The sequence below is a fragment of the Mycobacterium asiaticum DSM 44297 genome (genome assembly GCF_000613245.1).
GTDB lineage: Bacteria > Actinomycetota > Actinomycetes > Mycobacteriales > Mycobacteriaceae > Mycobacterium > Mycobacterium asiaticum.
Map to the genome: position 1 here is coordinate 163,098 of NZ_HG964938.1, position 25,426 is coordinate 188,523.

Genomic DNA, 25,426 nt, shown 5'->3' on the forward strand with positions numbered 1-25,426 from the left:
CCCCAACACGAGGGCTGGTACTGCGGTGTACCAAGTGCTTTCCCCGTACGGTACTCTGTGGTACCACAGGCTGACAAGCGTTTGGCCGAAAGGAGCCGGTCGTGACGGCAATGGCGGGCGAGACGGTTTCGGCCGAGCCCGATCCGTTTCGGCGTCGCCTGCTGGACGGCCTGGACGCCTCGATCTGCGAGCGCGGATACCGCGCGACCACCGTCGCCGACATCGTCCGCCACGCGCGGACATCCAAGCGCACGTTCTACGACCGCTTCGTCAGCAAGGAAGAGTGCTTCCTGGAGTTGTTGCGGCTCGAGATCGACATCATGGCCGCCGACATCCGCGACGCGGTCGACCCGGAGGCCGACTGGCAGGTGCAGATCCGCCAGGCGGTGGAAGGTTATGTCAGCAGTATCGAGTCGCGACCCGCGATCGCCCTGAGCTGGATTCGTGAGCTCCCGTACCTCGGCGACGTCGCCCGGCCCGTCCAGCGCCAGGGCCTGGATCTGCTGACCAACCTGCTGATCGACCTGAGCGGCAGCCCGGGTTTCCGGCGCGTCAACCTGCGGCCGCTGAGCGCCCCGTTGGCCGTGATCCTGCTGGGCGGTCTGCGGGAACTGGTCGCCTTGGCGGTCGAGGACGGCAGATCCGTCCGCGACATCGTCGAGCCCGCGGTGGATGCGGCCATCGCACTGCTCGGGCCGCGGGCCTAGGCTCGGTTGCCATGCGCCTGTCTACGCGAAACCAGCTCAAGGGAACCATCACCGAGATCGATCTCGGCAGCGTGATGGCAATCGTCAAAGTCCGCCTCGACGGCGGCGACCAGACCGTCACCTCCTCGATCACCAAGGACGCCGCGACCGAGCTCGGCCTGCAGGTCGGACAGTCGGCCACGGTGTTCATCAAGTCCACCGAAGTCACCATCGGCGTCGAATGACCGTGGCACCGACCATGCGGGCGGAGCGCTTCTATGCCGACACCAAAAAGGTTGTGCTGGAAGATATCCCGATCCCCGAGCCCGGACCCGGTGAAGTTCTGGTCAAGGTCGCGTTCTGCGGGATCTGCCATTCGGACCTGAGCCTGCTCAACGGCACCTTCCCGGCCCAGACACCGGTGGTCACCCAGGGCCACGAAGCCTCAGGCACCATCGCCAAGCTCGGTCCCGACGTGACCGGTTGGGCCGAGGGCGACCGGGTGGTGGTGGCCGCGGGCCGCCCCTGCCTGCGTTGCCCGAACTGCCGGCGCGGCGATGGGTCGAATTGCCTGCGCATCCAATTGATGGCGTTCGCGTACGACGGCGCGTGGGCCGAGTACACCGTGGCCCAGGCGGCGGGCCTGACCCGCGTGCCGGACAACGTGCCGCTGGAGCAGGCCGCGATCCTGGCCGACGCGGTGTCCACACCGTTCGGCGCCGTGGTGCGCACCGGCAAGGTGGCGGTGGGGGAATCGGTCGGGGTCTGGGGCGTCGGCGGTGTCGGCACCCATATCGTGCAACTGGCGCGGCTGGTCGGTGCGGTGCCGGTGATCGCGCTCGACATCAATCCCGCCGTGCTGGACCGGGCGCTCGAGATCGGCGCGGACTATGCGTTCGACACCCGCGACGGGGCGCTACAGGACAAGATCGCCGAGGTCACCGGCGGCCGGAAGCTGGACGTGGCATTCGATGCCGTCGGCCTCAAGGTCACCTTCGAGCAGGCGCTGGAATCCCTGACTTCCGGTGGGCGGTTGGTTGGAGTGGGCATGAGCGCTGAGTCACCGACGGTGGGGCCCACCGCGATGTTCGGACTGAGCCGCAAGCAGGCGCTGGGCCACCTCGGCTATCAGAACGTCGACATCGAAACCCTCGCAAAGCTGGTTTCGGCTGGCCGCCTTGATCTTTCGCGCTCCATCAGTGAGATCATCGCGCTGGAAGACATCCACGCCGGCATCGAGAAGCTGGAGCGCCAGGAAGGCAATCCGATCCGGATCCTGGTCCAGCCCGGCTAGAGGCGCAGGAATGCCCGCAGCCGGTCCAGCACCAGATCGGGTCGCTGCCGCACGATCCAGTGCCCGACGCCCGGAACCAGCTCGACCTCGAAATCGGTGATGTGGTCGGCGTAGGAATCGCTCAGATCCGGTGTGATCACCGGGTCCTCGGTGCCGGTCAGCCAGCGCACCGGCACATCGACCCGGGCGTCGTCGTACTCGCCGCGCATCCAGCTCAGCATCTCTTTGGTCTGGAAGGACCGGTACCAACGGGAGCCGGCCTCCGCGTGGCCTGGCTCTCGCATCCGATCGATGTAGAGCCGGATGTCGTCGTCGGGCAGATTGAACCCGCCGCCCACCCAGTTACCCAGGGCCCGTGCGAAGCGGGCGTTGGGGTCGCGCAGCAGGCGGGGACCTATGACCGGCAGCGAGATCGGAATCTGATACCACAGTCGCCAGATGTTGCGGACCGCCCCGAGGTCGCGCTTGACCCACGGCGCCACGGTGTTCATCCCAAAGAACCCGGTCACCTTCTCGGGATGGCGCAGCATCAGGATGAAGGCCACCGGGCCACCCCAGTCATGCGCGGCCAACCGCACCTGGGCGACGCCCAGGCTGTCCAGCACGGCCGCGAGGTCGTCGGCCATTTCGGCCTTCGTGTAGCTCGAGCGCGGCGCCGAGCTCCAGCCCGCGCCCCGCAGGTCGGGGCACAGCACGCGGTAGCCGTCGGCGGCCAGTGGGCCGATCAGCTCGTGCCACTCCCACCAGTTCTCCGGGAAGCCGTGCACCAGCATCACCGCCGGCCCATCGGCCGGTCCGGCGTCGGCGACGTGGATCGTGACGCCCCCGCCTACATCGACATACCGGTGTTCGACGCCTTCGAGTGTGGGCAGAGTACTCATGAATTGAAAACGTAGTCCTAGCGCAGGAACCGTTCGACATAGGGCGCGAAGCGGTCGCGCAGATCGGCTTCGTCCAGCCCGAACATCTCGAAGGACGTTTCGACGCTGCCGAGCCGGCCCCGCCGATGGCCCGCGAGGTAATCGGTGACCGCGGCCCGGGCCGCATCCGTGAACGGCTCCCCGGCCAGGGCGTAGACCCGCTCGGCGACGCCGAGCTCGTCGGCCATGAAGTCGTCGAAACGAATGTCGATCGAGCGGTCCGGGCCGATCGTGTCCCGGTCGCGGACCAGTGCGTTGAGCATCTGCTCGAGGCGGTCGATCCAGTACCCGGCGATCTGCCGCACCGGCACCGGTGACCGGTGCATGCGCGCGGAGTAGGTGATCATCGCGATCATCGACAACGCCACCGGCACCGGATCGCGGTGGGTGAATACGACGATGCCGTCTTCGAACACGCGATCAAGGACGGGCACCTGCTCAAGGTGCTGGGGCGACTTGAGCAGCCAGCGCTCACCGCCCCGGAGGAACTGCATGGCCTTCAGTTGCGTTGCCAGGTATTCGTAGTGCGGCGTCTGATCGTGGGATTGGTAGTAGTCACGCCAACGCGGGACATGGGCGAGCGTCTCGAACAGCATGGTGGAGAAGTCGTTGGCCAGCAACTGGATCTCTTCGTGCACGTGATCGGTGGTCATCTCGTGCATCAGCGCGAAATGTGGCATCACCAGGTTGATCACGCTGATCGCCACGTCCATTCGGGTCCGGCGCGGATCCGGTTCCTGACCGGCTTCGGCGGGCAGCGGGAAGGGCTCGTTGCTCTCCCAGTACGGCATGGTGCGGAAGGTCGGCGGAGCCGCCAGCAGGTTGTGCAGATGGGTGGTGCCGGTGCGGGGCAGCCCCGCGATGACGACCGGCGAGCGCAGCTTGATGTCGTTGATCTCGGGGTGCCGGCTCAACAGGTCGGTCAGCAGCAGGCGGTTCTTGAGCAACTGCAGCAGTTGGCCGTAGAAATTGACCACGCCGGCCCCGTGCACGTCGTCGATCTCCCTTAGCGCCGCCAGGTAGACGTCGAGTCGTTCCCGGTAGTCGTCGGGACCGAAATCGTGCAGGCCGGTCTCGGCACTGGCCTTAACGTGCAGCGCCTCGGCGTCCAGCGGGCAGTCCGGCGCCAGACCGGCCATCATGTCCAGGACCGGCTGGGCCTCGGCGCTGAACCGGGGCGTGGCGAGGTCATCTAGTCGCGAGGTAGCTGTCATGCCGACTTATGTTACTCTGAGTTTCGTAATGTTAGTAGACTTCGGCCGCCCTCGCGATCCGCGAATCGACGCCGCGGTGCTGGCCGCCACGGTGGAGTTGCTCGCCGAGAACGGGTATGCGCGGCTTGCGGTTTCGGCCATCGCCGAACGGGCCGGCACGTCCAAGCCGGCGATCTACCGGCGCTGGCCCAGTAAGGCACACCTCGTCCATGAGGCGGTGTTCCCGATCGGCGCCGCGACGGAAATACCGGATACCGGCTCGCTACGTGAGGACCTGCGCGAAATGGTCTGTCGCGCAATGGCTGTGCTGACCACGCCGGCCGCCCGGGCCGCGCTGCCGGGGCTGATCGGCGAGATGGCCGCCGATCCCAGCCTGCATTCGGCGCTGCTGCAACGGTTCTCCGGCCTGATCGGTGGCACGCTGGCCGCGTGGCTCGACGAGGCCGCCGCGCGCGGCGACGTCCGTGCCGACGTGACCGCGGCCGAACTGGCCGACGCGGTCGCCGGGGTCATCCTGCTGGCTCTGCTCACCCGTCCGAACGGCCTCGACGACGTCTGGATCGATCGCACCACCACGTTGCTCCTGAAAGGAATCAGCGCATGACGCACGAATCGACGACCGCGTGGCGGGAGTTGTTGACCGCCCTGGGCGACCTCGACCGGTCCTTCCTCGAGGGGGACCGCGCGGTCACCGACGAGCGACACGTGGCCGACGGCTACCGCATGCTCGCCGCCACCCTTGGGGTTGCGTTCGACAGCTACCTGTTCACCGAGCCCGGCCGCCCGCAGTTCGTGGCCGTCAACACGCCCTTCCGGCGCGACCGCCGATGGGGCGGCGATAACACCGACGCGTACTACTACATGTGCCCGGTCGACCCTCACCGCCGCTACCGCATCAGCGGCAATAGGGGTGACAGCGTGTACTTTTCGGTCACCGCGTACAACGAGCCCTCGCCCGGGGCGTGGTCGGACCGGGTGGTGGCGATCGTGCGCGACACCGATCTCGACATCGACGCCGATGGCAACTTCTCGTTCGAGTTCCCGCCGACGCCGGACGCGGCTGCCCTGATGACCCGGGACTACCAGGCCGACCCGCTGACCGGTCGCCCCGTCGTCTGGAACATCGAGGCGCTCGATGAACCCGACCCGATCGCGCACGGGGACATCGAAACCGCCGACCGACTACGGGCGGCGACCACCTGGTTACGCACCATGTTCGCGATCGTGCCGCTTCCGGTCGGCAGCCGGGCCGACGAGCAGCATTCGCTGGGGCACGAAGTCGCCCACACCGCAAACCAGTTCGCCGAGCCCTACCAGGTTCCCGACGCCAACTTTGGCTGGTCGGCCCGCGACGCCTGCTACGCCTACGGAAGTTTCGTGCTGGACGACGATGAGGCGCTGGTGATCACGCACCGGCCACCGACGTGCCGGTTCTGGAACATGGTGGTGTGGAATCAGTTCATGGCGACCTACGGCCCTGCGGAAGGTCCCGACGCCCGTTGTTCGGTCAACGGGCACAGCGCGGTGCCCAACGCTGACGGTTCGGTGACGATCGTGTTGTCCCGAATCAGGACCGATCATCCCAATTGGCTTACCACGCTTGGCTATCCGCGCGGGAATCTCGCGTTCCGGTGGTTCCTCGCGGACGGCGTGCCGGCGCGTCCGCAGGTCGAACTCGTCAAGGTTTCCGACGCTCCGACTACGGCGCTTTAGGTTTCGCGGACCAGCTCGATGGCACGGCCCAGTGTGGAGAGTTTGGCATCGAGCGTCTCCCCCGCCGGATAGAGCCGGACGGTGTCCACACCCGCGTCGCGCCAGACCGCCAGTCGGGTACGGATCCGTTCTTCGGTGCCGATCAGCGTGGTGGCCAGCACCATGTCGTCGGTGACCAGGGCGGTCGCCCCGGCCCGGTCGCCGGCCTGCCAGCGTTCCCGCACCGCCGCCGCGGTTTCGCTCCACCCCTGCCGGCTATAGGCCTGGTTGTAGTAGTTCGTGCTGGCTGACCCCATGCCGCCGAGGCTGAACGCGAGTTCCGCCTTGCGTGCGGCGACCATGTCACGCAATGCGTCTTCGTCGGGCGCAAAAGCGACTTCGGCGCCTTGGCAGATGTCGATGTCGGCGCGACGGCGACCCGCGGACGCCAGGCCTTTGTCGAGGTGCGCGAAGTAGGCGTCGTCGGCGCCTTCGGGTACGAAGCTGGTGCCCAGCCAGCCGTCGGCGATCCTTCCGGTCAGCCGCAACATCGCGGGCGACAGGGTGGCCAGGTAGATCGGGATAGGGTGTTGCGGACGAGTCGACAACCGCATCGGCTTTCCGTCCCCGCCCGGGCGCGGAATCTGAACTTCCTTGCCGGAGTAGGAGATTTTGCCACCCTCGAAGGCCTGCCGGATGACCTCGACGGTTTCGGTGACCCGGGCCAGCGGGCGTGCGAACGCGACGCCGTGCAGACCCTCGATCACCTGCGGTCCCGACGCGCCCAGGCCCAGCAGGAATCGGCCGCCGGAGAGGTTGGACAGCGTGATCGCGGTCTGGGCGATGAGCACCGCAGAGCGGGTGCCAACCTGAATGACCCCGGAGCCCAGCAACATCCGATCGGTTCGCGCCGCGAGGTATCCCAGCGCCGACGGCGCGTCGGCGCCCCACGCCTCGGCCACCCAGCAGACGTCGAGGCCGAGGCGCTCAGCCTCGACCACGAAGTCGGCCGTCTGATTTGCATTCGGGCCCGCGGAGAGTTCGACGGTCGTGGCGGTCCGCATCACCGCACCCCGTGTTCGGCCAACCTCTTGATCGCAGCCAGCGTCTTATCGATCGCGGCCTCGAACTCCCGTAGTCGCACGAACACGATCTTCTGCTCCTTGTCGGGCATGGCGTCGATGGCGCTGGACAACCCGGACCGGCCCGGGCCTAGCTGCGTCCAGAACGACAGCGCGGTGCCGCCGTCCCGAGGCGTCAGACGAAACCGCCAGATCGCCGACGGGGTATCGGGTTCGCCTACCGCCCAGGCGAATTCGTGTGGCTCGTCGCAGGCGATGATCTGTGAGGTGGTGCTCCAGCGGCCAAATGCGTCGTGCTCGTTGTGCCCGACGAAGCGGGATCCGAGCCGGGGACCGGTGGCACCGTCGAGCCACTCGACGGCCAGCAGCTCGTTGCTGAGGGTCGGCATCAGCTCGATATCAGAGATCAGATCCCAGACTCGGTGCTGGTCGGCATCGACCCACGTCACACCTTCCACTGTCGGGGTGTCCGAATAGCGTGCGCCGGTCCATTGCACCAAGCCATTGTCCACCCAATGTGGCGCCGAGGCTGCGTCCAGGGTGACCCGATGTCGAAGTGACACACCCTGGACGCAGTCTCGGCGCCATCGGCCGAGCCGCGTCGGTGATTACGCGGCTACCAGCTCCAATTCGGCGGGCGCGCCGGCCTTGCGGGGCAACCGCAGCGAGTCGGGCAGTGACAACCGCACGATCTTGCGGACCACGGTGCCGAACTGCTTGAGCAGCGGACCCTTGTTGTAGGGGATGCCGTAGCGCTCGCAGATCTCTTGCACCTCGGGCGCGATCTTGGGGTACCGGCGGGCCGGCATGTCCGGGAACAGGTGGTGCTCGATCTGGTGGGACAGGTTGCCCGACAGCACGTGGAAGAGGTTGCCCCCGGTCAGGTTCGCCGAACCGAGCACCTGGCGGAAGTACCACTGGCCGCGGGTCTCGTCCTTGGTCTCCTCGATGGTGAATTCCTGGGTGCCGTCCGGGAAGTGGCCGCAGAAGATGATCATGTACGACCACACGTTGCGCATCAGGTTGGCCGTCAGGTTACCGGTGAATACGAACGGCGCAAACGGGCCGGCCAGCAGCGGGAAGGCGACGTAGTCCTTGAGCGACTGGCGACGCGTCTTCTTCCAGATCTCCTTCAGGGTGTCGCGCTTATCCCGCAGGCTGATCTCACCGGCGCGGATCCGCTCGGTTTCCAGTTCGTGCAGGGCGACGCCGTACTGGAACAGCACCATCAGCAGGAACGCATAGACCGGGTTGCCCAGGAAGTACGGCGTCCAGCGTTGGTCCTCGCTCATCCGCAGGATGCCGTAGCCGATGTCACGGTCCATCCCCACGATGTTGGTGTGGGTGTGGTGCATGTAGTTGTGCGAGTGCCGCCACTGGTCGGCCGGGCAGGCGGTGTCCCACTCGAAGTCGCGGCCCGAGATCGCCGGGTCACGCATCCAGTCGTACTGGCCGTGCATGACGTTGTGGCCGATTTCCATGTTGTCCATGATTTTCGCGATGCCCAGCATTCCGGTGCCCAGCAGCCAGGCCGGCGGCAGGAACAGCAGCGCTCGGCCACCGACTTCCAGCCCGCGCTGGATCTTGATCATGCGGCGGATGTATTCGGCATCTTCCTCGCCGAGATCTGCCATCTCTCGTTCCTTGATGGCGTCGAGCTCGCGGCCGAAGGCCTCGGCCTGGTCCTTGGTCAGGGTGATCTTGTCCTGAGGCATGGCATTTCCTCCTAAGTCTTTGGGTTCTTGGTGGGTGCTCAGAGGTCGATTTCGACGTCGCCAACGGGGACGGTGACGCAGATCTGGACCTTCTCGTCGGGTCCGGTGGAGACGGCGCCGGTAACCAGATTGCGTACGGTGCCCGAGGTCTTGCGGCGCGTGCAGGTGTGGCAGATGCCCATCCGGCATCCGTTCTCCGGCGAAAGGCCGGCGGCTTCCGCCTGCTCCAGCAGGGGGCGACCGTCGTCGACGACGTCGACCTTGCTGCCGGCAAAGCTGACTCGCCCGCCGGTGGGATCAGCCGGCGCTTCGATCACCGGTGGCACGAAACTTTCGGTGAACACGTTTTCACAATGCTGCTTGACGGCGTCGACCAAAGCGGTTGGCCCGCAGACGAACACCGCGTCAGGCGAGTCCATCGCGGCGGCCAGGTGCTCGGCGCCGAAGCGGCCCTGCAGGTCGCCGTCACCGGACCGGGTGTAGCCGTGCAGCACCCGTACGCCGCGCATTTCGGCGAGCTCCTCGCGGTAGCACGCCTCTTGCGGGGTGCGGGCGTAGTGCACGAACGCGATCTCGCCCTTGCGGAATTGCGGGTGCCGCTCGGCGACCAGGGTGCGCAGCATCGCCATGACGGGCGTGATGCCGCTGCCGCCGGACACGAACAGGATCCGCTTGGGCCGGTGCACCGGCAGCACGAAGTCGCCGCCGACGCCGTCGAGGCCGACCACCATGCCGCGACGGGCCCGTTCGTACAGGTAGGAGGAGACCAGGCCGCCGTCGTGCACGCCGACGGTCAGCTCGAGCTGGGCGCTGCCTTCGACGTTGGCCGGGGAGTAGCAGCGGCTGTGCCTGCGGCCGTCGATCTCAACCGTGACGTTGACGAACTGTCCGGCCTTGACGGTGTAGCGGTCAGTGAACGCGGCGTTCGGTGCCAACGTCAGCGTGACGCTGCGCGGCGTGCTGCGCCTTACGTCCACCACCTTGGCGCGGGCCTCCCCCGACGTCCAGGTCGGCGCCACAAGCTCGGTGTACCGGTCGACGCCGTGCGGCCCGGTGAGCAGATCGATAAGGTCGGAACTCAGGACCCGCTTGGCGATCGTCCGAGTGAAAGTTTGAGTGAACATGTGTACACCGTCGCACCGTTTCCCGCAGGTGGTCAAGGGTTTCGTCAGCTCTGTGTTACGGTTCACATAGTGAACAGTCGTACTCCTAGCTCACATTCGCGGCGATCGGGCCAGGACAGAGCCCGTGATTCGCGCAATTCCAACGGGCGGGAAAGCCCGTCGCGGGAGGAACGCAAGGAAGCCACCAGGCGCGCGATCATCGCGGCGGCCCTCAAGGCGCTCAACGACCGCAGCTTCAGCGGGCTGAGTCTGCGGGAGGTGACGCGGGAGGCCGGGATCGTGCCTGCGGCGTTCTACCGGCACTTCGAGTCGATGGAGGCGCTCGGCCTGGTGCTCATCGACGAATCGTTCCGCAGCCTGCGGGACACGCTGCGCGGCGCCCGCGCGGGCAAACTGGACCCAAATCGGGTGATCGAATCGTCGGTGGAGATTCTGATCGGCAGCGTCGCCGAACAGCGCGAACACTGGCGCTTCATCGCCCGCGAACGCTCCACCGGGGTCTCGGTGCTGCGGTATGCGATCCGGACCGAGATCCGGCTGATCACTTCCGAGCTGGCCACCGACCTGGCGCGCTTCCCGCGACTAAACGAATGGAGCACCGAAGACCTCAATGTGCTGGCAAGCCTCTTCGTGAACTCGATGATCGTGATCGCCGAGGCCATCGAGGACGCGCAGAGCAGCGAAGCGCTACAGGATATTCACCGGATCGCGGTCAAGCAGCTGCGCATGATCGCGATCGGGGTGGCCGGCTGGAAAAGCAATCCCTGACTACTCGTCGACCACCTGGTAGAGCGAATCGCCGTCTTCGGGTGCGCCGTCGACCTGGCCCCGATGGGCCCGGCCTGTTTCGTCGTCCGGGACAGGGCCGGTGGCCGCCAGCTCGGTGACATCGGGTTGTTCGGCGGCAAGTCGCGCGTCGAGCGATTCGCCCTCCCGTTCCTCGCGCGCGGTCATGCCGAATTTGTCGGCACCGCTCCAGTCCTCGGGCGGGTCGACAACGACGTCCCCGTCGTCGTTGCGCAGCTCGTCGGAGTCGGTGGACTCTTCCGCGTTCAGGGTGTCGCCGGGGCCGCCTTCTTCGGGGAAGTCGGCGGCATCGACAGAACCTGCGTCATCGGTAGCCATTGGCCACGGTTGCCCGCAAGATATGGCCGCTAAACCCGCCCAGAACGACAGCGGATAACCTCCGCTGACCTTCAGCGTTTCGCGGGTGACGAAGGACGCGTTCGGAGCGCCTACCGCGGGTCCCGCCACATCGGCCACAAAGTCGGACCACCGTCGGGCAAGACGATCTCTCCGGTGACCCGAAAACCGAAACGCTCGTAATACGGCACATTTTCGGGTTTGCTGGACTCGAGGTACGCGGGACAGTATTCGGCATCGCAGCGGTCCAGCCGAGACCGCATCAGGACCTGGCCGAAGCCGCGCCCGCGGACGCCCGGATCGCTGCCGATGACGGCGAGATACCAGTGCGGTTCCTCCGGGTGCTTGCTCTTCATCAGCTCCTGCAGGCCCCGCGCCTTAGCCGTCCGGAAACCGAACACGCGCAGAAATGTCGGCGTCTGCGCCAGCTGCGCGCGGCGCGATTCCTGCCATCGATTCGGCGGATCCCAGAGCGCGGCCGCGCCGATCCCGGGGCCGTCGCACGCCACTTCCACGCCGCCCGCACCCAGGTGGTGATGGCGTGTCATGGTGGTGAACAGCCGCGACAGGTGCGCGCGGCGCTTAGCGGCGTCGGGCAGCAACCAGAGCGAAACCGGATCGTCGAAGAATGCCCGACCCAGGGTGCGTCCCAGTTCACGAAGATCTGCTTGCTGCGCCGCGCGCGCCTGCGGGGTCATGTCAACAGGCTAGTAGCCCGGTCAGCGGGGATCCCGCCACATCGGCCACAGCGTTGGACCGCCCTCCGGAAGGACGATTTCACCGGTGACCGCGAAGCCGAAACGACGGTAATACGGCAGGTTTTCGGCTTTGGTCGATTCGAGGTAGGCCGGGCAGTATTCGCCGTCGCAACGTGCGAGACTCGAACGCATCAGCGCCTGTCCGAAACCTCTGCCGCGCAATGCGGGATCGCTGCCGATGGCGGACAGATACCAATGCGGTTCGTCGGGGTGCACCCGGTGCATTGCTTCCTGCAATGCCCTGCCCCGCCCGCTGCGAAAGCCGAACACCCGCAGGAATGCCGGGACCTGCGCGAGCAGCGTCCAGCGGGATTCCCGCCAGCGATGGGGCGGGTCCCAAAGCGCCGCCGCACCGATCACCTCGCCATCGGTCGCCACTTGCACGCCGCCGCCGGCCAGATGGTGGTGACGCGTCATGGTCGCGAACAACCGATTCAATTTGGCCGGCCGCGCTTTTGGGTCCGGAAGGATCCAGGCCATGATCGGGTCGTCATTGAACGCCTCCGCCATGGTTTGCGCCAATTCGCCGATATCCGCCTGCTGCGCCGGACGTACCCGAGGGTTCATGAGGCATGAGGCTAGACGGCGTGCTCGGATAGTCTTGGAAAACTCGCGAAAATAGTTGCGCGACAGTAGGTTACGGTGACACTCGAATAGGAGCCAATATCGGCTCATATGCGGCTTATATCGGCCGTAAGATGGGACACGGCGCGCTGTCGGGTGCGCCGAAAGGACGGCTCGTGAAACAGAACAGTGGCCTCCTACATCAGCAGATCGCGGATTTGGCCCGCGATCTGCACAACCGCCCCGGCACCGATAGCGAGGCCGTCATCGACCAATTGGTCGCCGAGGCCGCACATACGATTCCCGGGGCCCAGTACGCGGGGCTTACCGTGGCCAGTCGGCACGGTCAGATCTCAACGCAGGCCAGCACCCACCGGTGGCCGAGGTGGCTTGACGAGATCCAACAGCGATATCAAGAGGGACCGTGTCTGATTGCCGCCTGGGAGCACCACACCGTGCGGGTCGATGACCTGGCGGCCGAGACACGCTGGCCGCGGTATCGCCGCTCCGCCCTCGCCGAAACACCGATTCGGTCGATCCTGTCGTTCGAATTGTTCACCAGCACCCACACCCTCGGTGCGCTGAACGTGTATGCCGACGTACCCCACGCCTTCGATAAGGAGGCCGTGGAGATCGGGTTTGTCTTCGCCACGCACGCAGCGCTCGTGTGGGACAGCGTCCAGCGCGAACGCAACTTCCAGAGCGCGCTGGCCAGTCGGGACATCATCGGTCAGGCCAAGGGGATGCTGATGCATCAGTTCGACATAGACGCGGTGCGCGCCTTCGAACTGCTCAAGCGGCTCTCGCAGGAATCCAATACGCCGCTGGTCAATGTCGCGCGTGCGGTGGTCGAACTCAGGCGACGGATCGCCGAGGGCTAGCGGCACGCAGGAAGGCGATCCCGGCGGTGGCCATCGCCAGAGCGGAGCCTATTTCCCCGACCGCCGTCACCCAGGAGAACCAGGTCACTCCCGAGCCCGCAACGGGATTGATGAAGCTGTCGCTCAGCGGTCCCCACCGGGGCAGCAGATGCGCGGCACCGAAGCCCACCGCGCTGGTTAGGCCGAGCGTGACAGCCGCGTGCGGCGCCCATCGGTTTCGCCGCAGCACCAGCGCGAGGGTGACCGCGGCGGCAACTATCTGAATGTTGCCCGCCATCATCACCGCCGGCGGAATTACATCCATCCCCCGCCGAAAGTGGTCAGCGGCATGCAATGCCAGCGCAACGGCGAAAACCATTGTCGCCCGGAAGAACTTGAGTTCCAGGCCGGACCTGGAATCAGCAATTCGGTTGGTCATGAACCACACCCCTTAACTACTACCCACCGTAGTACTACTAGCGGTCGAACACAAGGCACCTACGATGGTGTCGCTGGTGAAACGATGCCGGTGCGACGGTGCACCGGGGAACGGTGCCGACGATGTGGGACTTCGAGACAGACCCGGAATACCAGGCGAAACTGGACTGGGTGGAGAAATTCATGGTCGAGGAGCTCGAGCCCCTCGACTTGGTCGCGCTTGACCCGTACGACAAGAAGAACGCCGAGATGATGGCTGTGCTGCGACCGCTGCAGCAGCAAGTCAAAGACCAGGGTTTGTGGGCCGCGCACCTGCGGCCCGAACTCGGCGGCCAGGGTTTCGGCCAGGTGAAGCTGGCTTTGCTCAACGAGATCCTGGGGCGATCGCGTTGGGCGCCATCGGTGTTCGGCTGCCAGGCACCGGATTCGGGCAATGCCGAAATCCTGGCGCTGTTCGGCACCGACGAGCAAAAGGCGCGGTACCTGCAGCCGTTGCTCGACGGTGAGATCACCTCCTGCTATTCGATGACCGAGCCGCAAGGCGGCTCGGACCCAGGACTTTTCGTCACGGCCGCCACCCGGGACGGTGACGACTGGATCATCAACGGCGAAAAATGGTTCTCCACCAACGCCAAACATGCGTCCTTCTTCATCGTCATGGCTGTCACCAACCCGAGGCCGTACCTACGAGAAGATGTCGCTGTTCATCGTGCCGGCCGAGACGCCGGGCATCGAGATCGTGCGCAACGTCGGGGTGGGAGCCGAATCCGCCAAGCGGGCCAGCCACGGTTACGTCCGTTACAAGGATGTGCGGGTGCCGGTCGATCATGTGCTCGGCGGCGAGGGCCAGGCGTTCATGATCGCCCAGACCCGGCTCGGTGGCGGGCGGATTCACCACGCCATGCGAACGATCGCGTTGGCGCGCAGGGCATTTGACATGATGTGCGAGCGCGCGGTGTCGCGCCAGACCCGGCACGGGCGGCTGTCCGACTTCCAGATGACCCAGGAGAAGATCGCCGACAGCTGGATTCAGATCGAGCAGTTCCGGCTGCTGGTGCTGCGCACCGCGTGGCTGATCGACAAGCACCACGACTACCAAAAGGTGCGTCGTGACATCGCGGCGGTGAAGGTGGCCATGCCGCAGGTGTTGCACGACGTGGCCCAGCGGGCGCTGCATTTGCACGGCGCCCTGGGCGTCTCCGATGAGATGCCGTTCGTCAAGATGCTGATCGCCGCGGAGTCTCTTGGCATCGCCGACGGGGCCACCGAGTTGCACAAGATGACGGTGGCGCGCCGTACGCTGCGCGAGTATCAGCCCGTCACAACGCCTTTCCCGTCACAGCACATTCCGACCCGCAAGGCCGAGGCCGAGGCGCGACTGGCCGCGCGACTGGAACACTCGATCGCCGAGTTCTGACGCCGCTTTACCCTGCGCGAGCGCCACTCTCGCGCCTCGCGCTGCCCTGGCGCTGCCCTGGTCTAGGTGATGTACCGCACGATGCTTTCGGCCACACACGCCGGCTTGGCCGACCCGTCGATCTCGACCGTGGTCGACACCACCGCCTGCACAGCGCCGTTGCCCACGTCGTCGACACTGACCAGCGAGCTGGTCGCCCGCACGCGCGAACCCACCGGCACCGGCGCCGGGAAGCGAACCTTGTTCAGCCCGTAGTTGATTGCCAGCTTGATGCCCTTGACGGTGTACATGTCGTGCTGCAGCCGAGGCAGCAGCGACAACGTCATGAACCCGTGGGCGATGGTCGTGCCGAATGGGCCCTTCGCGGCCCGTTCGGGATCGACGTGGATCCACTGGTGATCACCCGTCGCGTCGGCGAACAGGTTGACCTCCTCCTGGCTGATCGTCACCCAGTCGCTCTGCCCGATCGTTTCGCCCGCGGCGGCGGCGAGGTCAGTGACTGACTCGAAAGTGCGCATGGTCTCTCCTCTGCTGGGGGTATGCATAGAACTTATGCGGCTCCTGCTGATCGCCGACACGCACATCCCGAAACGGGCCCGCGACCTACCCGCACGGGTCTGGGACGAGGTCGCGGCGGCCGACGTCGTCCTCCACGCCGGCGACTGGGTGGTGCCCGAGTTGCTCGACTCGCTGGAAGCCAGGGCCAAGCGGCTGATCGCCTGCTGGGGCAACAACGACGGTGACGAGCTGCGGTCACGCTTGCCCGAACGCGCCGACGCCCAACTGGCCGGGCTGCGCTTCACCGTGGTGCACGAGACGGGTGCCGCAGCGGGGCGCGAGGCGCGGATGTCGCGGCTCTACCCCGATACCGACGTGCTGGTGTTCGGCCACAGTCACATCCCGTGGGACACCACGACGCCGAGCGGCCTGCGGTTGCTGAACCCGGGCTCGCCGACGGACCGCCGGCGGCAACCGTTCTGCACCTACATGACTGTCACGCTGCAGGATGCGACTATGGTCGTCACCCTCGAGCGACTCAGGCCTGGTGACCGATGAGCATGCCGTCAGCGGGGCCCGGCTCGCGCCCCGGTGCCGCGACCCGCGCGCCGAAATAGAGCAACTCCCACAGCGTTCGGTCGCTCGCGACGTCGACCGCGCCGCCGTGCCGGTGCTCGACCGTGGCGTCGCCGGAGAATCGCAGATAGGCGCCGGCCGAGCCGAAGTCGAGGGTGGACACCTCCCGCTGCTGGCGGAAGGTCACGGTGAAGGTGTCAGCACCGGCCGAGACCCGATATTGCAGCCGCTGTGCGACCGGGATGCCGGTGTCAGCGTGCGTGTCGACCTCGGATCCGCTGAACTCGACCGCCTCGGCGCCGACGGCTGAAGCGACGATCCGGTCACCCGTGGCCACCATGACCGCCGGCAGCGGCGTTTTGTCGTAGTCGGCGTGGCTGACGAACATCAGCGTGACAACCGTGTACTCGCCGACCCGGGCCCGGCCCCAATACCAGTGATCGAGCACCTTACGTGGGGCGACATTGCCCCAGTTGTGGTCGTGATAGCCCGCGCCCGTGAGACGGCGCGTACGACCGTCCACAGTGATGGTCGCCTGCACCGTTCCACGGGGGGCCATCGGCAGCCAGGCGATGTAATGCTGTTCCTCGGCGCCGAAGAAGACATGGCCGGTGGCCGGGCGCCACGCCGGAACTTCCGGGTGAAGCGTGAAATCTGCTGTGGTGTCTTCTATTTCGACGTGGATCCGGTAGCCGTCGGGGGTACGGCGGAAGAAGTTCGCACCGATCCGGACATCGCAGTCCTCCGTGGACGCCGTGAATAGCTCCGGTTCGGCGATGAGCGTGCGGTCGGTACGGGTCCCGTCCGGCGAGGTGATTGTCATCAGGACGAAGGGGGTCAGCGCCGTCTTCGGAGAGACGTAGGGCGGCTTGGTGTGCATTTCCACAGTCACCGTCGATCCGTCGTCGAGGTGAGCGTCGAAATACCACCACTCGAACGTCCCGCGGATCTGATCGGCCGTGCTGGTCCGCCAACCGTCTTCCCAGGTCTGAATCTGGTTGGGAGTTAGCCCGAGACGGGCGTAGTGCCGTGCTTGCGTACCGATGAGGGCGTGCTTGTCGGAGAAGGTCATGGCGCGACGCTAAGCCCGCAAACCACCGAGATTGCGACAGTGGGCATAGCATTTGCGACATGTTTGTCGGAGTGATGGCGCTGCCGGGCTGCTGGGACTCCGGGCTGGTGACCATTCTCGACGTGCTGCGCGGCGCCAACGCGGCGCGGCTTGCGCTGCCCGGCACCCTCCCCGAGATCGAGGTGTGCACCGTGAGTATCGATCCGGAGCCCGTCCGCACGGCGGGTGGCCTTTCGGTGCCGGTCGAGGTGACTGTCGACGACCCGGCGATGGACGAGCTCGATCTGCTGGTGGTGCCGGCGTTGACCATGAACACCCCGACCGGAGTCATCGACGCACTGCTGCGCGACGAGATCCGCACCGCGCGTGGCGCCGTGCGCGACTGGGTCCGTGCCGACCGACCGGTGGCCGCCGCATGTACCGGGACATTTGTGCTCGCCGACGCCGGTGTCCTCGATCACCGGCACGCCACGACCAGCTGGTGGCTCGCCGCCGAATTCGCCCGGTGCTTCCCGCGGGTCAACCTCGACATGTCACGGATGGTGATCGCGGACGGCAATATCACCACGGCCGGTGCCGCATTTGCGCACATCGACCTCGCAATGCACATCGTGGCGGGGATCAGCCCCCAGTTGGCGGACGCCACGGGCGCCGTTCTGCTCTTTGACCAGCGGCCCGCGCCGAGCGTGCGGGCCGCGCACGGTTACCTGGCCAACACCGACCGCCTGGTCGTCGCCTTCGAGGCGTGGGTTCGCAACAACCTCGATGCCGATGTCAGCATCGCCCGTGCCGCACTGGACTTGGACACCACTCGCCGCACCCTGGAACGCCGGGTGCGACAGCAACTGGGCATCACCCCGTACGCGCTTGTCCAGCGTCTGCGCATCGAGCAGGCCAAGCATCTGCGGCAGACCACGCCGCTGACGCTGGACCAGATCGCGGGCATGGTCGGCTACGGCTCGGCATCCGCGTTACGTCACGCGATGGGCAAGTTCACATAGATAGCTCGGCTACAGAGGTATTATGGATGGAGTGACCAGCCCTACCGATCTCGCCGCCGAACTGCCGCGCACGGTGGGCCGGTTCCGCCGGCAGTTGCGCCGCGCCACCGGCACCGGTTACGCGCCCGGTCAGCTGTCCGAATCACAGGCCGAGTTGCTGCGCCTGGTCTCGCGTCGACCGGGCGTTTCGGTGAGCGTCGCGGCCGCCGAACTCGGGCTGGTACCGAATACCGCCTCCACCCTGGTGTCCAAGCTGTGCTGCGCGGGCTTGCTGGAACGCACCGCCGACACCGCCGACCGTCGCGTCAGCCGGTTGCGGCTCACCGAATCGGCACAGCACGTGATGGACGCCACCGCCGCGACACGGCGCGCCGTGCTCATTGACCTGCTCGATGAGCTTGACGACCACCAGATCGGGGTATTGGCGAAAGGGTTGGAGGTCCTCGAGGGGATCACCAGGAAATTGCAGGAGCGATACACATGATTGACGCGATCGACTGCCGGCGGCTGACCTACCGCTACGGCTCGCACACGGCCGTCGACGACGTGACGTTCTCGGTCCGGCCGGGCGAGACGATGGGTCTGCTGGGCCCCAACGGCGCGGGCAAGACCACGGTGGTGCGGGTACTGACCACGCTCGCACCGGTCCAGCAGGGCGAGCTGCGGATCTTCGGGCTGGACGCGCGTCGCCAGACCGTCGACATCCGCAGCAACATCGGCTATGTACCACAACAGCTTTCGATCGAGACGGCGCTGACCGGCCGTCAGAACGTGGCCTGGTTCGCCCGCCTGTACGGGGTGCCGCGCGCCGAACGCGCCGAACGTGTCGACCAGGCGCTGGCCGCGATGGATCTGCTCGACGTCGCCGACCGGCTCGCATCGAGCTATTCCGGTGGCATGGTCCGCCGGTTGGAGGTGGCCCAGGCACTGGTCAACCGGCCCTCGCTGCTGGTGCTCGACGAACCGACAGTGGGCCTGGACCCGATCGCGCGTGACGGCGTCTGGCGCCAGGTCCAGCAGATGCAGCAACAGTTCGGCATGACCGTGCTGCTCACCACTCACTACATGGAAGAGGCGGACGCGCTGTGCGACCGGGTCGCGCTGATGCACAAGGGCGCGCTGCAAGCGGTCGGCACGCCGGATGAGTTGAAGGAGACGGTGTCGCCGGACGCCTCCCTCGAAGACGTGTTCCGCCACTACGCCGCATCGGATCTCGACGCGCCGTCGGCCGATATGCGCGCACTCCGGTCTAGCAGAAGGGCGCCAGCGTAATGTCGGTTGATCGAGACTGCCAGCCCGTCGAGGTGCGGCTGGTCCGCGCGCCCCGCGGAATCGACCGCGTCGGAGCGACTTTGGGCCGCGTCGGCGCGTTCGCGATCGTGGAACTGCAGAAGTTGCGGCACGACCGCACCGAGCTGGTCATGCGGATGGTGCAGCCCGCGCTCTGGTTGCTGATCTTCGGTACCACGTTCAGCCACCTGCATGTCATCGACACCGGGCCGGTGTCGTATCAGGCGTTCCTGGCGCCGGGCATCATCGCCCAATCGGCGTTGTTCATCTCGATTTTCTATGGGATACAGATCATTTGGGATCGCGACGCGGGCGTGCTGGCCAAACTCCTCGTGACCCCCGCCCCGGCGTCGGCACTGATCACCGGGAAGTCGTTCGCGGCGGGGGTGCGCTCGGTGGCGCAGGTCGTCGGTGTTCTCGCGCTGGCGTACGTGATGGGGATCGGCCTGACGGTCAACCCGCTGCGGATCCTGGCCGCGATGGTCGCGGTAATGCTGGGTGCGGCATTCTTCGCCTGCCTGTCAATGACATTGGCCGGGCTGGTGCGCAACCGTGACCGCCTGATGGGCATCGGCCAGGCCATCACCATGCCATTGTTCTTCGCGTCCAACGCGCTGTACCCGGTCGACGTGATGCCGGCCTGGTTGCACGCGTTGAGCAAGATCAACCCGCTGAGCTACGAGGTCGATGTGTTGCGGGCACTGCTGATCGGCGCCCCGTTCCACGCGGTGGACATCGCGGTGCTGCTGGTGGCTCCGGTGATCGGAATCATTACGGCCTCAACCTTTTTGCGGCGGCTGGTCGCCTAGTTATCGCATTGTGACCGGATTGCGACCGTCTCGCCGCGGAGTCCGGCCCGAAGCCTAATCGTTAGCCAACCGCGACATGCGCCGTCGGCCGCGACGGCCGGGTGGCGTCCTCCATTTGTGTTTCACTCGCCCAGAACAGATTCCTCCGCAGGAGCGGCAGATGAAAGTTGGGATGGGTCAGGCGATGAAGTTCGTTGAAAAGCTGCGTGGCGCAGCGGCAACCATGCCCCGCAGGCTGGCGATCGCTGCTATGGGGGCTGCCCTGCTGACGGGTCTCGTCGGCGCCGTCGGCGGATCGGCGACCGCGGGGGCGTTCTCCCGGCCGGGGCTTCCGGTGGAATATCTGCAGATTCCGTCGCCGTCGATGGGACGCAACATCAAGGTCGAATTCCAGAGCGGGGGACCGCACGCGGTTTATCTGCTCGACGGGTTGCGCGCCCAGGACGACTACAGCGGCTGGGACATCAACACCCCGGCCTTCGAGGAGTTCTACCAGTCCGGGCTGTCGGTCGTCATGCCGGTGGGCGGCCAATCCAGTTTCTACAGCGACTGGTACCAGCCTTCCTCGGGCAACGGGCAGAACTACACCTACAAGTGGGAGACCTTCCTGACCCGGGAGATGCCCGCCTACCTGCAGGCTCAGAAGGGTGTGTCGCCCGCCGGCAACGCGGCCGTTGGGTTGTCGATGTCCGGTGGCTCCGCGCTGATCCTGGCCGCCTACTACCCGCAGATGTTCCCGTACGCCGCGTCGCTGTCGGGCTTTTTGAACCCGGCCGAAGGCTGGTGGCCAACGCTGATCGGGCTGGCGATGAACGACGCCGGCGGCTACAACGCCAACAGCATGTGGGGCCCGTCCTCCGACCCTGCGTGGAAGCGCAACGACCCGATGCTGCAGATCCCGCGGCTGGTCGCCAACAACACCCGGATCTGGGTCTACTGCGGCAACGGCACCCCGAGTGACCTGGGTGGCGACAACATGCCGGCCAAGTTTCTGGAGGGCCTCACACTGCGCACGAATCAGCAGTTCCAGCAGACCTACGCCGCCTCGGGTGGACGCAACGGCGTCTTCCAGTTCCCGAACAACGGCACCCACTCGTGGAGCTACTGGAACCAGCAGCTGATGGCGATGAAGCCCGACATGCTGCAGGTGATCAACGCGGTTAACGCACCGGCACCGGCGCCCGCCGCGCCGGCCCCGGTCACCGGGCCCGCCACCTGACCCAGCCGGGTCACCGATAGACCACATCGGCAGCAGCGCAACGGCCAGCGCTGCTGCCGATGTTCACTTCCAGGAGGCAGCAGCGCGACGGCCAGCGCTGCTGCCGATGTTCCCTTGTTTCGGAGGCCTCAGCTCAGTAGCCCATGCCGGTCGGCGTGCAAGTAGGTGTAGCAGGTCGTCACCGCGCACACGAAGGCCGCCACACCGAGCATCTGGGTACCGCTGACCGTCGTGCTGATGGCACCGCCGATCGCGGCACCCGAGACGAAGCTGGCCAACAACAGGAAGTAGCCAAGCCAGTCCTCCACCCTGCCGCCGGCGATGTGGCGTTCGATGCCCTGCCCCATCTTGACCAAGGTGCCGGTGACATAACTCAGCGGCACCGACACCTCACCGTTCTTGACGAAAGAGGTGTTCAGCGCGCCGATTCCGAAGACCACGAACATTATCGGCACGAAGTCGAGCAGGGACTCCTCCCAGCCACCCAGCACGATGTCCAACCCGGTGGCGAATACCAAGCTGAAGGTAGTCAACACGGTTGGGCCGTGGGGATGCTCCGCCCAGAAGCGTCGTCGGCACACCGACGAGACGACCACACCGGCCACGAAGCACAGCAGCAACGCGCCCGCGCTCACCGAGAGCGTCACGTCGTCGCGGAAGAAACCCAGCACGGCCCGTTGGGCGTTGCCGGTCATGAAGGTGACGAAATAGCCGGCGGAGTGGGTGAAGGCGGTGGCCCCCAGTACACCGGCCAGGCCGGCCAGCACCCACGAGAGCCTGGCCTCGCCGTCGTAGATCTCCTTTTTCAAGGGCATCGTCACATCATCCCGCGACCGCAGCCCCTCGGGTCAGCCCGTCGTCAGGCGGGCGATCGACCGCAGCGGGATGGGCAGCCAGGTAGGCCGGTGCCGGGATTCGTAACCCGTTTCGTACACCGCCTTGTCGAGTTCGTAGGCGGCCAGCACCAGCGCCGAGTCCCGCGGGTCGGTTCCCGAGGCGGCCGCGTAGCCGTCACAGAACGCGGCGCGGTTGCGCTCGACCCATTCGCGGGCGCGGGCGGCGAGCTGTTTGTCCCCGCCCTGATCGACCAGCGGCCCATAGGCCGCGTACTCGAACGACCGCAACACACCGGCGACATCACGCAGCGGGGAATCCGGCGCCCGGCGCTCCTCCAACGGCTGACCCGGCTCCCCTTCGAAGTCGATCAGCACCCAGCTTTCCGGCGTCCGCAGCACCTGCCCCAGATGCAGGTCGCCGTGCACCCGTTGCACGGTGATCGGCTCGTCGGCGAGCTTGCCGAAGCGTTCTTCGATGGTCATCACGTAGTCGCTCAACTCGGGCACGGTGGCCGCCGCCGACGACAACCGGGCCAGAACCGTGTCCACCGGGAACGTCGCCTGCTGCGTCCCGAGCTGCTCGGCCAGGGTGGCGTGCACCGATGCGACGGCCTCGCCGAGCCGGTACGACTCCCCGGCGAAGTCACCACCCACTTCGTAGGCGTACAGGTCACCCTCGGCGAACAGGTCACGAACACTGGCGGTGGCCATCGCCCAGCCTTCGGCCGCGTTGGCAGCGAAAGCGGTCACCATACCCAGCGGAGACCCGTCGTCCTCGCCAGAACCGGCCACCTCGTAGGCGCCCAGCAGCCGGGCCACATGGGGGTTGCCGGCCCGGCCGAGCACCCGATTGAGCTCGATATCCGGGTTGATGCCCTGGCTGACCCGGCGGAACACCTTGAAGATGGCGGCCGGCGGGCGGTCGAAGATCACGCTGGTGTTGCTCTGCTCGGCGTCGGAAACGCGTGGATAGGCGTCCAGCGGCAGCTCGACGTCCGGCTCCTTGGTGAACTTCAGCTCCGTGGCCGACGACGTACCGGATCCAGCACGTGTCGCCGACTCGTCGATCAGCGACAGCAGGAATCGAGGCGCCTTGGAGTCGTACAGCGCGTCAAACCCGATGTGATCGTCGGCCGAGCCGATGGTGGCCTGGGTGCTGAATTCGGGGACAGGCTCGGAGTCCCACCGGACCAGCACCTGGTAGCGCTCGCTGAAGCCGTCGGCGTAGCCGACGTCGACGAGCACGAGGTCCAGTGCCTCGCGCAGCGGCACCACAACCGCGACGTCGGCACTGAGAAGTTCCCGATTACGTCCGGCGTACCAGCGTTGCTGCGGCAGCCACTCCGCCCATGGCAGCTTGGCCGGCTGCGTGGCCGAGGCTGGCGCGTTCATCGTTCCTCCTCAGAAGCGGACAACTGGAACCAGTAGAACCCGTGCCCGGGAAGGGTCAGCAGGTACGGCAGGTGACCGATGCGGGGAAACTCGACCTGCCCGGTCAGTTCAACCGGCGTGTAGTTGTTCCACTGTTGCAAGTTCAATTCGATGGGCTGCGGGAACCGCGACAGGTTGTTCACGCACAGCACCACGTCGCCCTCGTCCTCCCCGTCTTCGGCGGGCGCTTCCCGAACATAAGCCAGCACCGACGGGTTGGACCCGCCCAGTTCCTGGAAGGTCCCGACGGCGAACGCATTGTGCCGCCGACGCACCGCCAGCATGGTCCGGGTCCAGTTGAGCAGCGAGGTGGACGTGTCCCGCTGCGCTTCGACGTTGACCGCCTGGTATCCGTAAACGGGATCCTGACTAGCCGGCAGGTAGAGGCGACCGGGGTTGGCGGCGGAGAATCCGCCGTTGCGGTCCGGTGTCCACTGCATCGGTGTGCGCACTCCGTCGCGGTCACCCAACCAGATGACGTCTCCCATGCCGATCTCGTCGCCGTAGTACAGCACCGGTGACCCGGGCAGCGACAGCAACAACGCGTTGAACAACCGCATCTGGTTGAAGTCGTTCTCCAGCAGCGGCGCAAGGCGCCGGCGGATGCCGACGTTGGCCTTCATCCGTGGATCCTTGGCGTACTCGGCGTACATGTAGTCGCGTTCTTCGTCGGTGACCATTTCCAGCGTCAACTCGTCGTGGTTGCGCAGGAAGATCCCCCATTGCGCCATGTCCGGGATGCCCGGCGTCTGGGCGAGAATCTCCGAGATCGGAAACCGCGACTCCCGCCGCACCGCCATGAAGATCCGCGGCATGAGGGGAAAGTGGAATGCCATGTGGCACTCGTCACCGCCGGTGGTCGGGTCGCCGAAATACTCGACGACGTCGGCGGGCCACTGATTGGCCTCCGCCAGCAGCACCCGGCCCGGGTACTCGTCGTCGACGACCTTGCGGACCCGCTTGAGAAAGGCGTGCGTCTCGGGCAGGTTCTCGCAGTTGGTGCCCTCCCGTTCGAACAGGTAGGGCACCGCGTCCAGCCGGAACCCGTCGATACCGAGGCCGAGCCAGAATCGCAGGACGTCGATCATCGCTTCCTGCACGGCGGGGTTGTCGTAGTTGAGGTCCGGCTGGTGGGAGAAGAACCGGTGCCAGTAGAACTGGCGCCGTACCGGGTCGAACGTCCAGTTCGACTCCTCGGTGTCGACGAAAATGATCCGCGCGTCGGTGTACTTCTCGCTGGTATCGCTCCACACGTAGAAGTCGCCGTATGGCCCATCCGGGTCGTTGCGCGATTCCTGGAACCACGGATGCGACTCCGACGTGTGGTTCATCACCAGATCGGTGATGACGCGAATCCCGCGCTGGTGGGCGGCGTCGATCAGCGCCACGAAGTCCTCGACCGTACCGAACTCGGGCAGCACCTTGTAGAAGTCGCGGATGTCGTAGCCGCCGTCGCGCAGCGGCGAATCGTAGAACGGCGGCAGCCAAATGCAGTCGACCCCGAGCCACTGAATGAAGTCCAGCCGGTCGATCAGGCCGCGCAGATCGCCGGAACCGTCGGCATTCGAGTCGAAGAATGCCCGCACCAGCACTTCGTAGAACACCGCGTGCTTGAACCAGGTGGGGTCGGCGGGCAGGGCAGCGGCATTGTCGAAGTCCTGCGCGGTCGGGTGCTCGACCACACCTCCTTCGACGTGGCTGCCCTCAGCAGGATGGTGCGCGGGATCCTGCCTCGAGGTCTGCGTCGCGTCATTCATCAAATCCACGATGCCACGTGTACCCGAGAG

The 25,426-nt window shown here is 66.2% G+C and carries 28 protein-coding genes and 1 pseudogene; 14 read left to right on the forward strand and 15 right to left on the reverse strand.

All coding sequences use genetic code 11. From position 1 onward, the window contains the following. Positions 1–101: 101 nt before the first annotated feature. The 3 genes from BN972_RS19645 to BN972_RS19655 are packed head-to-tail and all read left to right on the forward strand — an operon-like array spanning position 102 to position 1,980. Positions 102–707: a TetR/AcrR family transcriptional regulator gene (locus tag BN972_RS19645; protein WP_036361563.1), complete on the forward strand. Its 606-nt coding sequence runs from the start codon at positions 102–104 to the stop codon at positions 705–707. A gap of 11 nt (positions 708–718) precedes the next feature. Continuing rightward, positions 719–931, forward strand: a complete 213-nt coding sequence (locus tag BN972_RS19650; RefSeq protein ID WP_036361565.1) for a TOBE domain-containing protein — start codon at positions 719–721, stop codon at positions 929–931. A 2-nt stretch (positions 932–933) separates the two neighbouring features. Continuing rightward, positions 934–1,980 carry a zinc-binding dehydrogenase gene (locus tag BN972_RS19655; RefSeq protein ID WP_099051188.1) on the forward strand — a complete coding sequence of 349 codons (1,047 nt, stop codon included), beginning with the start codon at positions 934–936 and terminating at the stop codon, positions 1,978–1,980. Here the strand turns inward: BN972_RS19655 and BN972_RS19660 are convergent. Further along, the gene (locus BN972_RS19660) at positions 1,977–2,861 is read right to left on the reverse strand and encodes an alpha/beta fold hydrolase (RefSeq protein ID WP_036361569.1); all 885 of its coding nucleotides are present in this window, start codon (positions 2,859–2,861) and stop codon (positions 1,977–1,979) included. The genes BN972_RS19655 and BN972_RS19660 overlap by 4 nt on opposite strands. Positions 2,862–2,878: 17 nt before the next feature. Beyond that, entirely contained in the window at positions 2,879–4,114 is a 1,236-nt protein-coding gene (locus BN972_RS19665; RefSeq protein WP_036361571.1) for a sulfotransferase family protein, read from the reverse strand. A 28-nt stretch (positions 4,115–4,142) separates the two neighbouring features. Here BN972_RS19665 and BN972_RS19670 point away from each other — a divergent pair, with 28 nt between their 5' ends. Together BN972_RS19670 and BN972_RS19675 are read left to right on the forward strand one after the other, a co-directional pair. Then, positions 4,143–4,718 carry a TetR/AcrR family transcriptional regulator gene (locus tag BN972_RS19670; protein WP_036361573.1) on the forward strand — a complete coding sequence of 192 codons (576 nt, stop codon included), beginning with the start codon at positions 4,143–4,145 and terminating at the stop codon, positions 4,716–4,718. Beyond that, a complete protein-coding gene (locus BN972_RS19675) occupies positions 4,715–5,827 on the forward strand; it encodes a DUF1214 domain-containing protein (RefSeq protein WP_036361575.1) in 1,113 nt (370 codons plus the stop codon). The genes BN972_RS19670 and BN972_RS19675 overlap by 4 nt, the downstream gene beginning before the upstream one ends. Here the strand turns inward: BN972_RS19675 and BN972_RS19680 are convergent. The 4 genes from BN972_RS19680 to BN972_RS19695 all read right to left on the reverse strand — a co-directional run bounded on the left by BN972_RS19680 (position 5,824) and on the right by BN972_RS19695 (position 9,727). Beyond that, entirely contained in the window at positions 5,824–6,870 is a 1,047-nt protein-coding gene (locus tag BN972_RS19680; RefSeq protein WP_036361577.1) for an LLM class flavin-dependent oxidoreductase, read from the reverse strand. The two genes, BN972_RS19675 and BN972_RS19680, sit on opposite strands and share 4 nt — an antisense overlap. Then, the gene (locus BN972_RS19685) at positions 6,870–7,385 is read right to left on the reverse strand and encodes an SRPBCC family protein (protein WP_036363436.1); all 516 of its coding nucleotides are present in this window, start codon (positions 7,383–7,385) and stop codon (positions 6,870–6,872) included. Before BN972_RS19685 ends, BN972_RS19680 begins: the two co-directional genes overlap by 1 nt. A gap of 111 nt (positions 7,386–7,496) precedes the next feature. Continuing rightward, positions 7,497–8,603 carry a fatty acid desaturase family protein gene (locus BN972_RS19690; RefSeq protein WP_036361578.1) on the reverse strand — a complete coding sequence of 369 codons (1,107 nt, stop codon included), beginning with the start codon at positions 8,601–8,603 and terminating at the stop codon, positions 7,497–7,499. A gap of 38 nt (positions 8,604–8,641) precedes the next feature. Then, entirely contained in the window at positions 8,642–9,727 is a 1,086-nt protein-coding gene (locus tag BN972_RS19695; RefSeq protein ID WP_036361579.1) for a flavin reductase family protein, read from the reverse strand. 69 nt (positions 9,728–9,796) lie between these two features. Between BN972_RS19695 and BN972_RS19700 the strand changes: the two genes are divergently transcribed. Then, entirely contained in the window at positions 9,797–10,495 is a 699-nt protein-coding gene (locus BN972_RS19700) for a TetR family transcriptional regulator (RefSeq protein ID WP_036361580.1), read from the forward strand. Here the strand turns inward: BN972_RS19700 and BN972_RS19705 are convergent, their stop codons facing one another. The 3 genes from BN972_RS19705 to BN972_RS19715 all read right to left on the reverse strand — a co-directional run bounded on the left by BN972_RS19705 (position 10,496) and on the right by BN972_RS19715 (position 12,195). Further along, positions 10,496–10,852, reverse strand: a complete 357-nt coding sequence (locus tag BN972_RS19705; protein ID WP_036363439.1) for a hypothetical protein — start codon at positions 10,850–10,852, stop codon at positions 10,496–10,498. 110 nt (positions 10,853–10,962) lie between these two features. Further along, positions 10,963–11,568: a GNAT family N-acetyltransferase gene (locus BN972_RS19710; RefSeq protein ID WP_036361581.1), complete on the reverse strand. Its 606-nt coding sequence runs from the start codon at positions 11,566–11,568 to the stop codon at positions 10,963–10,965. A gap of 21 nt (positions 11,569–11,589) precedes the next feature. Then, positions 11,590–12,195, reverse strand: a complete 606-nt coding sequence (locus BN972_RS19715; protein ID WP_036361583.1) for a GNAT family N-acetyltransferase — start codon at positions 12,193–12,195, stop codon at positions 11,590–11,592. A 173-nt stretch (positions 12,196–12,368) separates the two neighbouring features. On the opposite strand from BN972_RS19715, the gene BN972_RS19720 reads away from it, so the two are divergent. Continuing rightward, positions 12,369–13,073, forward strand: coding sequence for a GAF and ANTAR domain-containing protein (locus BN972_RS19720; protein ID WP_235192523.1), 705 nt, complete (start codon positions 12,369–12,371; stop codon positions 13,071–13,073). On the opposite strand, the gene BN972_RS19725 is transcribed toward BN972_RS19720, so the two are convergent. Beyond that, entirely contained in the window at positions 13,048–13,491 is a 444-nt protein-coding gene (locus tag BN972_RS19725) for a hypothetical protein (protein WP_036363445.1), read from the reverse strand. The two genes, BN972_RS19720 and BN972_RS19725, sit on opposite strands and share 26 nt — an antisense overlap. Before the next feature lie 122 nt (positions 13,492–13,613). Here BN972_RS19725 and BN972_RS19730 point away from each other — a divergent pair. Next, positions 13,614–14,907 (forward strand): annotated as a pseudogene (locus tag BN972_RS19730) (acyl-CoA dehydrogenase family protein). A gap of 62 nt (positions 14,908–14,969) precedes the next feature. On the opposite strand, the gene BN972_RS19735 reads toward BN972_RS19730, so the two are convergent. Further along, positions 14,970–15,425 carry a MaoC family dehydratase gene (locus tag BN972_RS19735; RefSeq protein ID WP_036361585.1) on the reverse strand — a complete coding sequence of 152 codons (456 nt, stop codon included), beginning with the start codon at positions 15,423–15,425 and terminating at the stop codon, positions 14,970–14,972. 34 nt (positions 15,426–15,459) lie between these two features. Here BN972_RS19735 and BN972_RS19740 point away from each other — a divergent pair, with 34 nt between their 5' ends. After that, positions 15,460–15,963, forward strand: coding sequence for a metallophosphoesterase family protein (locus tag BN972_RS19740; RefSeq protein ID WP_036361587.1), 504 nt, complete (start codon positions 15,460–15,462; stop codon positions 15,961–15,963). Here BN972_RS19740 and BN972_RS19745 read toward each other — a convergent pair. Beyond that, positions 15,944–17,053: a lipocalin-like domain-containing protein gene (locus BN972_RS19745; protein ID WP_051545681.1), complete on the reverse strand. Its 1,110-nt coding sequence runs from the start codon at positions 17,051–17,053 to the stop codon at positions 15,944–15,946. The genes BN972_RS19740 and BN972_RS19745 overlap by 20 nt on opposite strands. Before the next feature lie 59 nt (positions 17,054–17,112). On the opposite strand from BN972_RS19745, the gene BN972_RS19750 reads away from it, so the two are divergent. The 5 genes from BN972_RS19750 to ag85C all read left to right on the forward strand — a co-directional run bounded on the left by BN972_RS19750 (position 17,113) and on the right by ag85C (position 21,372). Further along, the gene (locus BN972_RS19750) at positions 17,113–18,054 is read left to right on the forward strand and encodes a GlxA family transcriptional regulator (protein ID WP_036361589.1); all 942 of its coding nucleotides are present in this window, start codon (positions 17,113–17,115) and stop codon (positions 18,052–18,054) included. Between the two features lie 22 nt (positions 18,055–18,076). Next, the gene (locus tag BN972_RS19755) at positions 18,077–18,538 is read left to right on the forward strand and encodes a MarR family winged helix-turn-helix transcriptional regulator (protein ID WP_036361590.1); all 462 of its coding nucleotides are present in this window, start codon (positions 18,077–18,079) and stop codon (positions 18,536–18,538) included. Further along, on the forward strand, positions 18,535–19,326 hold the full coding sequence (locus BN972_RS19760; RefSeq protein ID WP_036361592.1) for an ATP-binding cassette domain-containing protein: 792 nt from the start codon (positions 18,535–18,537) through the stop codon (positions 19,324–19,326). Before BN972_RS19755 ends, BN972_RS19760 begins: the two co-directional genes overlap by 4 nt. Beyond that, entirely contained in the window at positions 19,326–20,153 is an 828-nt protein-coding gene (locus tag BN972_RS19765) for an ABC transporter permease (RefSeq protein WP_036361594.1), read from the forward strand. Before BN972_RS19760 ends, BN972_RS19765 begins: the two co-directional genes overlap by 1 nt. Positions 20,154–20,337: 184 nt before the next feature. Then, positions 20,338–21,372 (forward strand): diacylglycerol acyltransferase/mycolyltransferase Ag85C, encoded by a 1,035-nt coding sequence (gene ag85C / locus BN972_RS19770; RefSeq protein WP_036363451.1) that lies wholly within the window; start codon positions 20,338–20,340, stop codon positions 21,370–21,372. A gap of 128 nt (positions 21,373–21,500) precedes the next feature. Here ag85C and BN972_RS19775 read toward each other — a convergent pair whose 3' ends face one another. The 3 genes from BN972_RS19775 to treS are packed head-to-tail and all read right to left on the reverse strand — an operon-like array spanning position 21,501 to position 25,396. Then, the gene (locus tag BN972_RS19775; protein ID WP_099051189.1) at positions 21,501–22,181 is read right to left on the reverse strand and encodes a YoaK family protein; all 681 of its coding nucleotides are present in this window, start codon (positions 22,179–22,181) and stop codon (positions 21,501–21,503) included. Between the two features lie 39 nt (positions 22,182–22,220). Continuing rightward, complete coding sequence (locus BN972_RS19780) at positions 22,221–23,600, reverse strand: maltokinase N-terminal cap-like domain-containing protein (protein WP_036361598.1); 1,380 nt, start codon at positions 23,598–23,600, stop codon at positions 22,221–22,223. Then, positions 23,597–25,396, reverse strand: coding sequence for a maltose alpha-D-glucosyltransferase (gene treS, locus BN972_RS19785; protein WP_036363453.1), 1,800 nt, complete (start codon positions 25,394–25,396; stop codon positions 23,597–23,599). The genes BN972_RS19780 and treS overlap by 4 nt, the downstream gene beginning before the upstream one ends. Positions 25,397–25,426 lie beyond the last annotated feature (30 nt).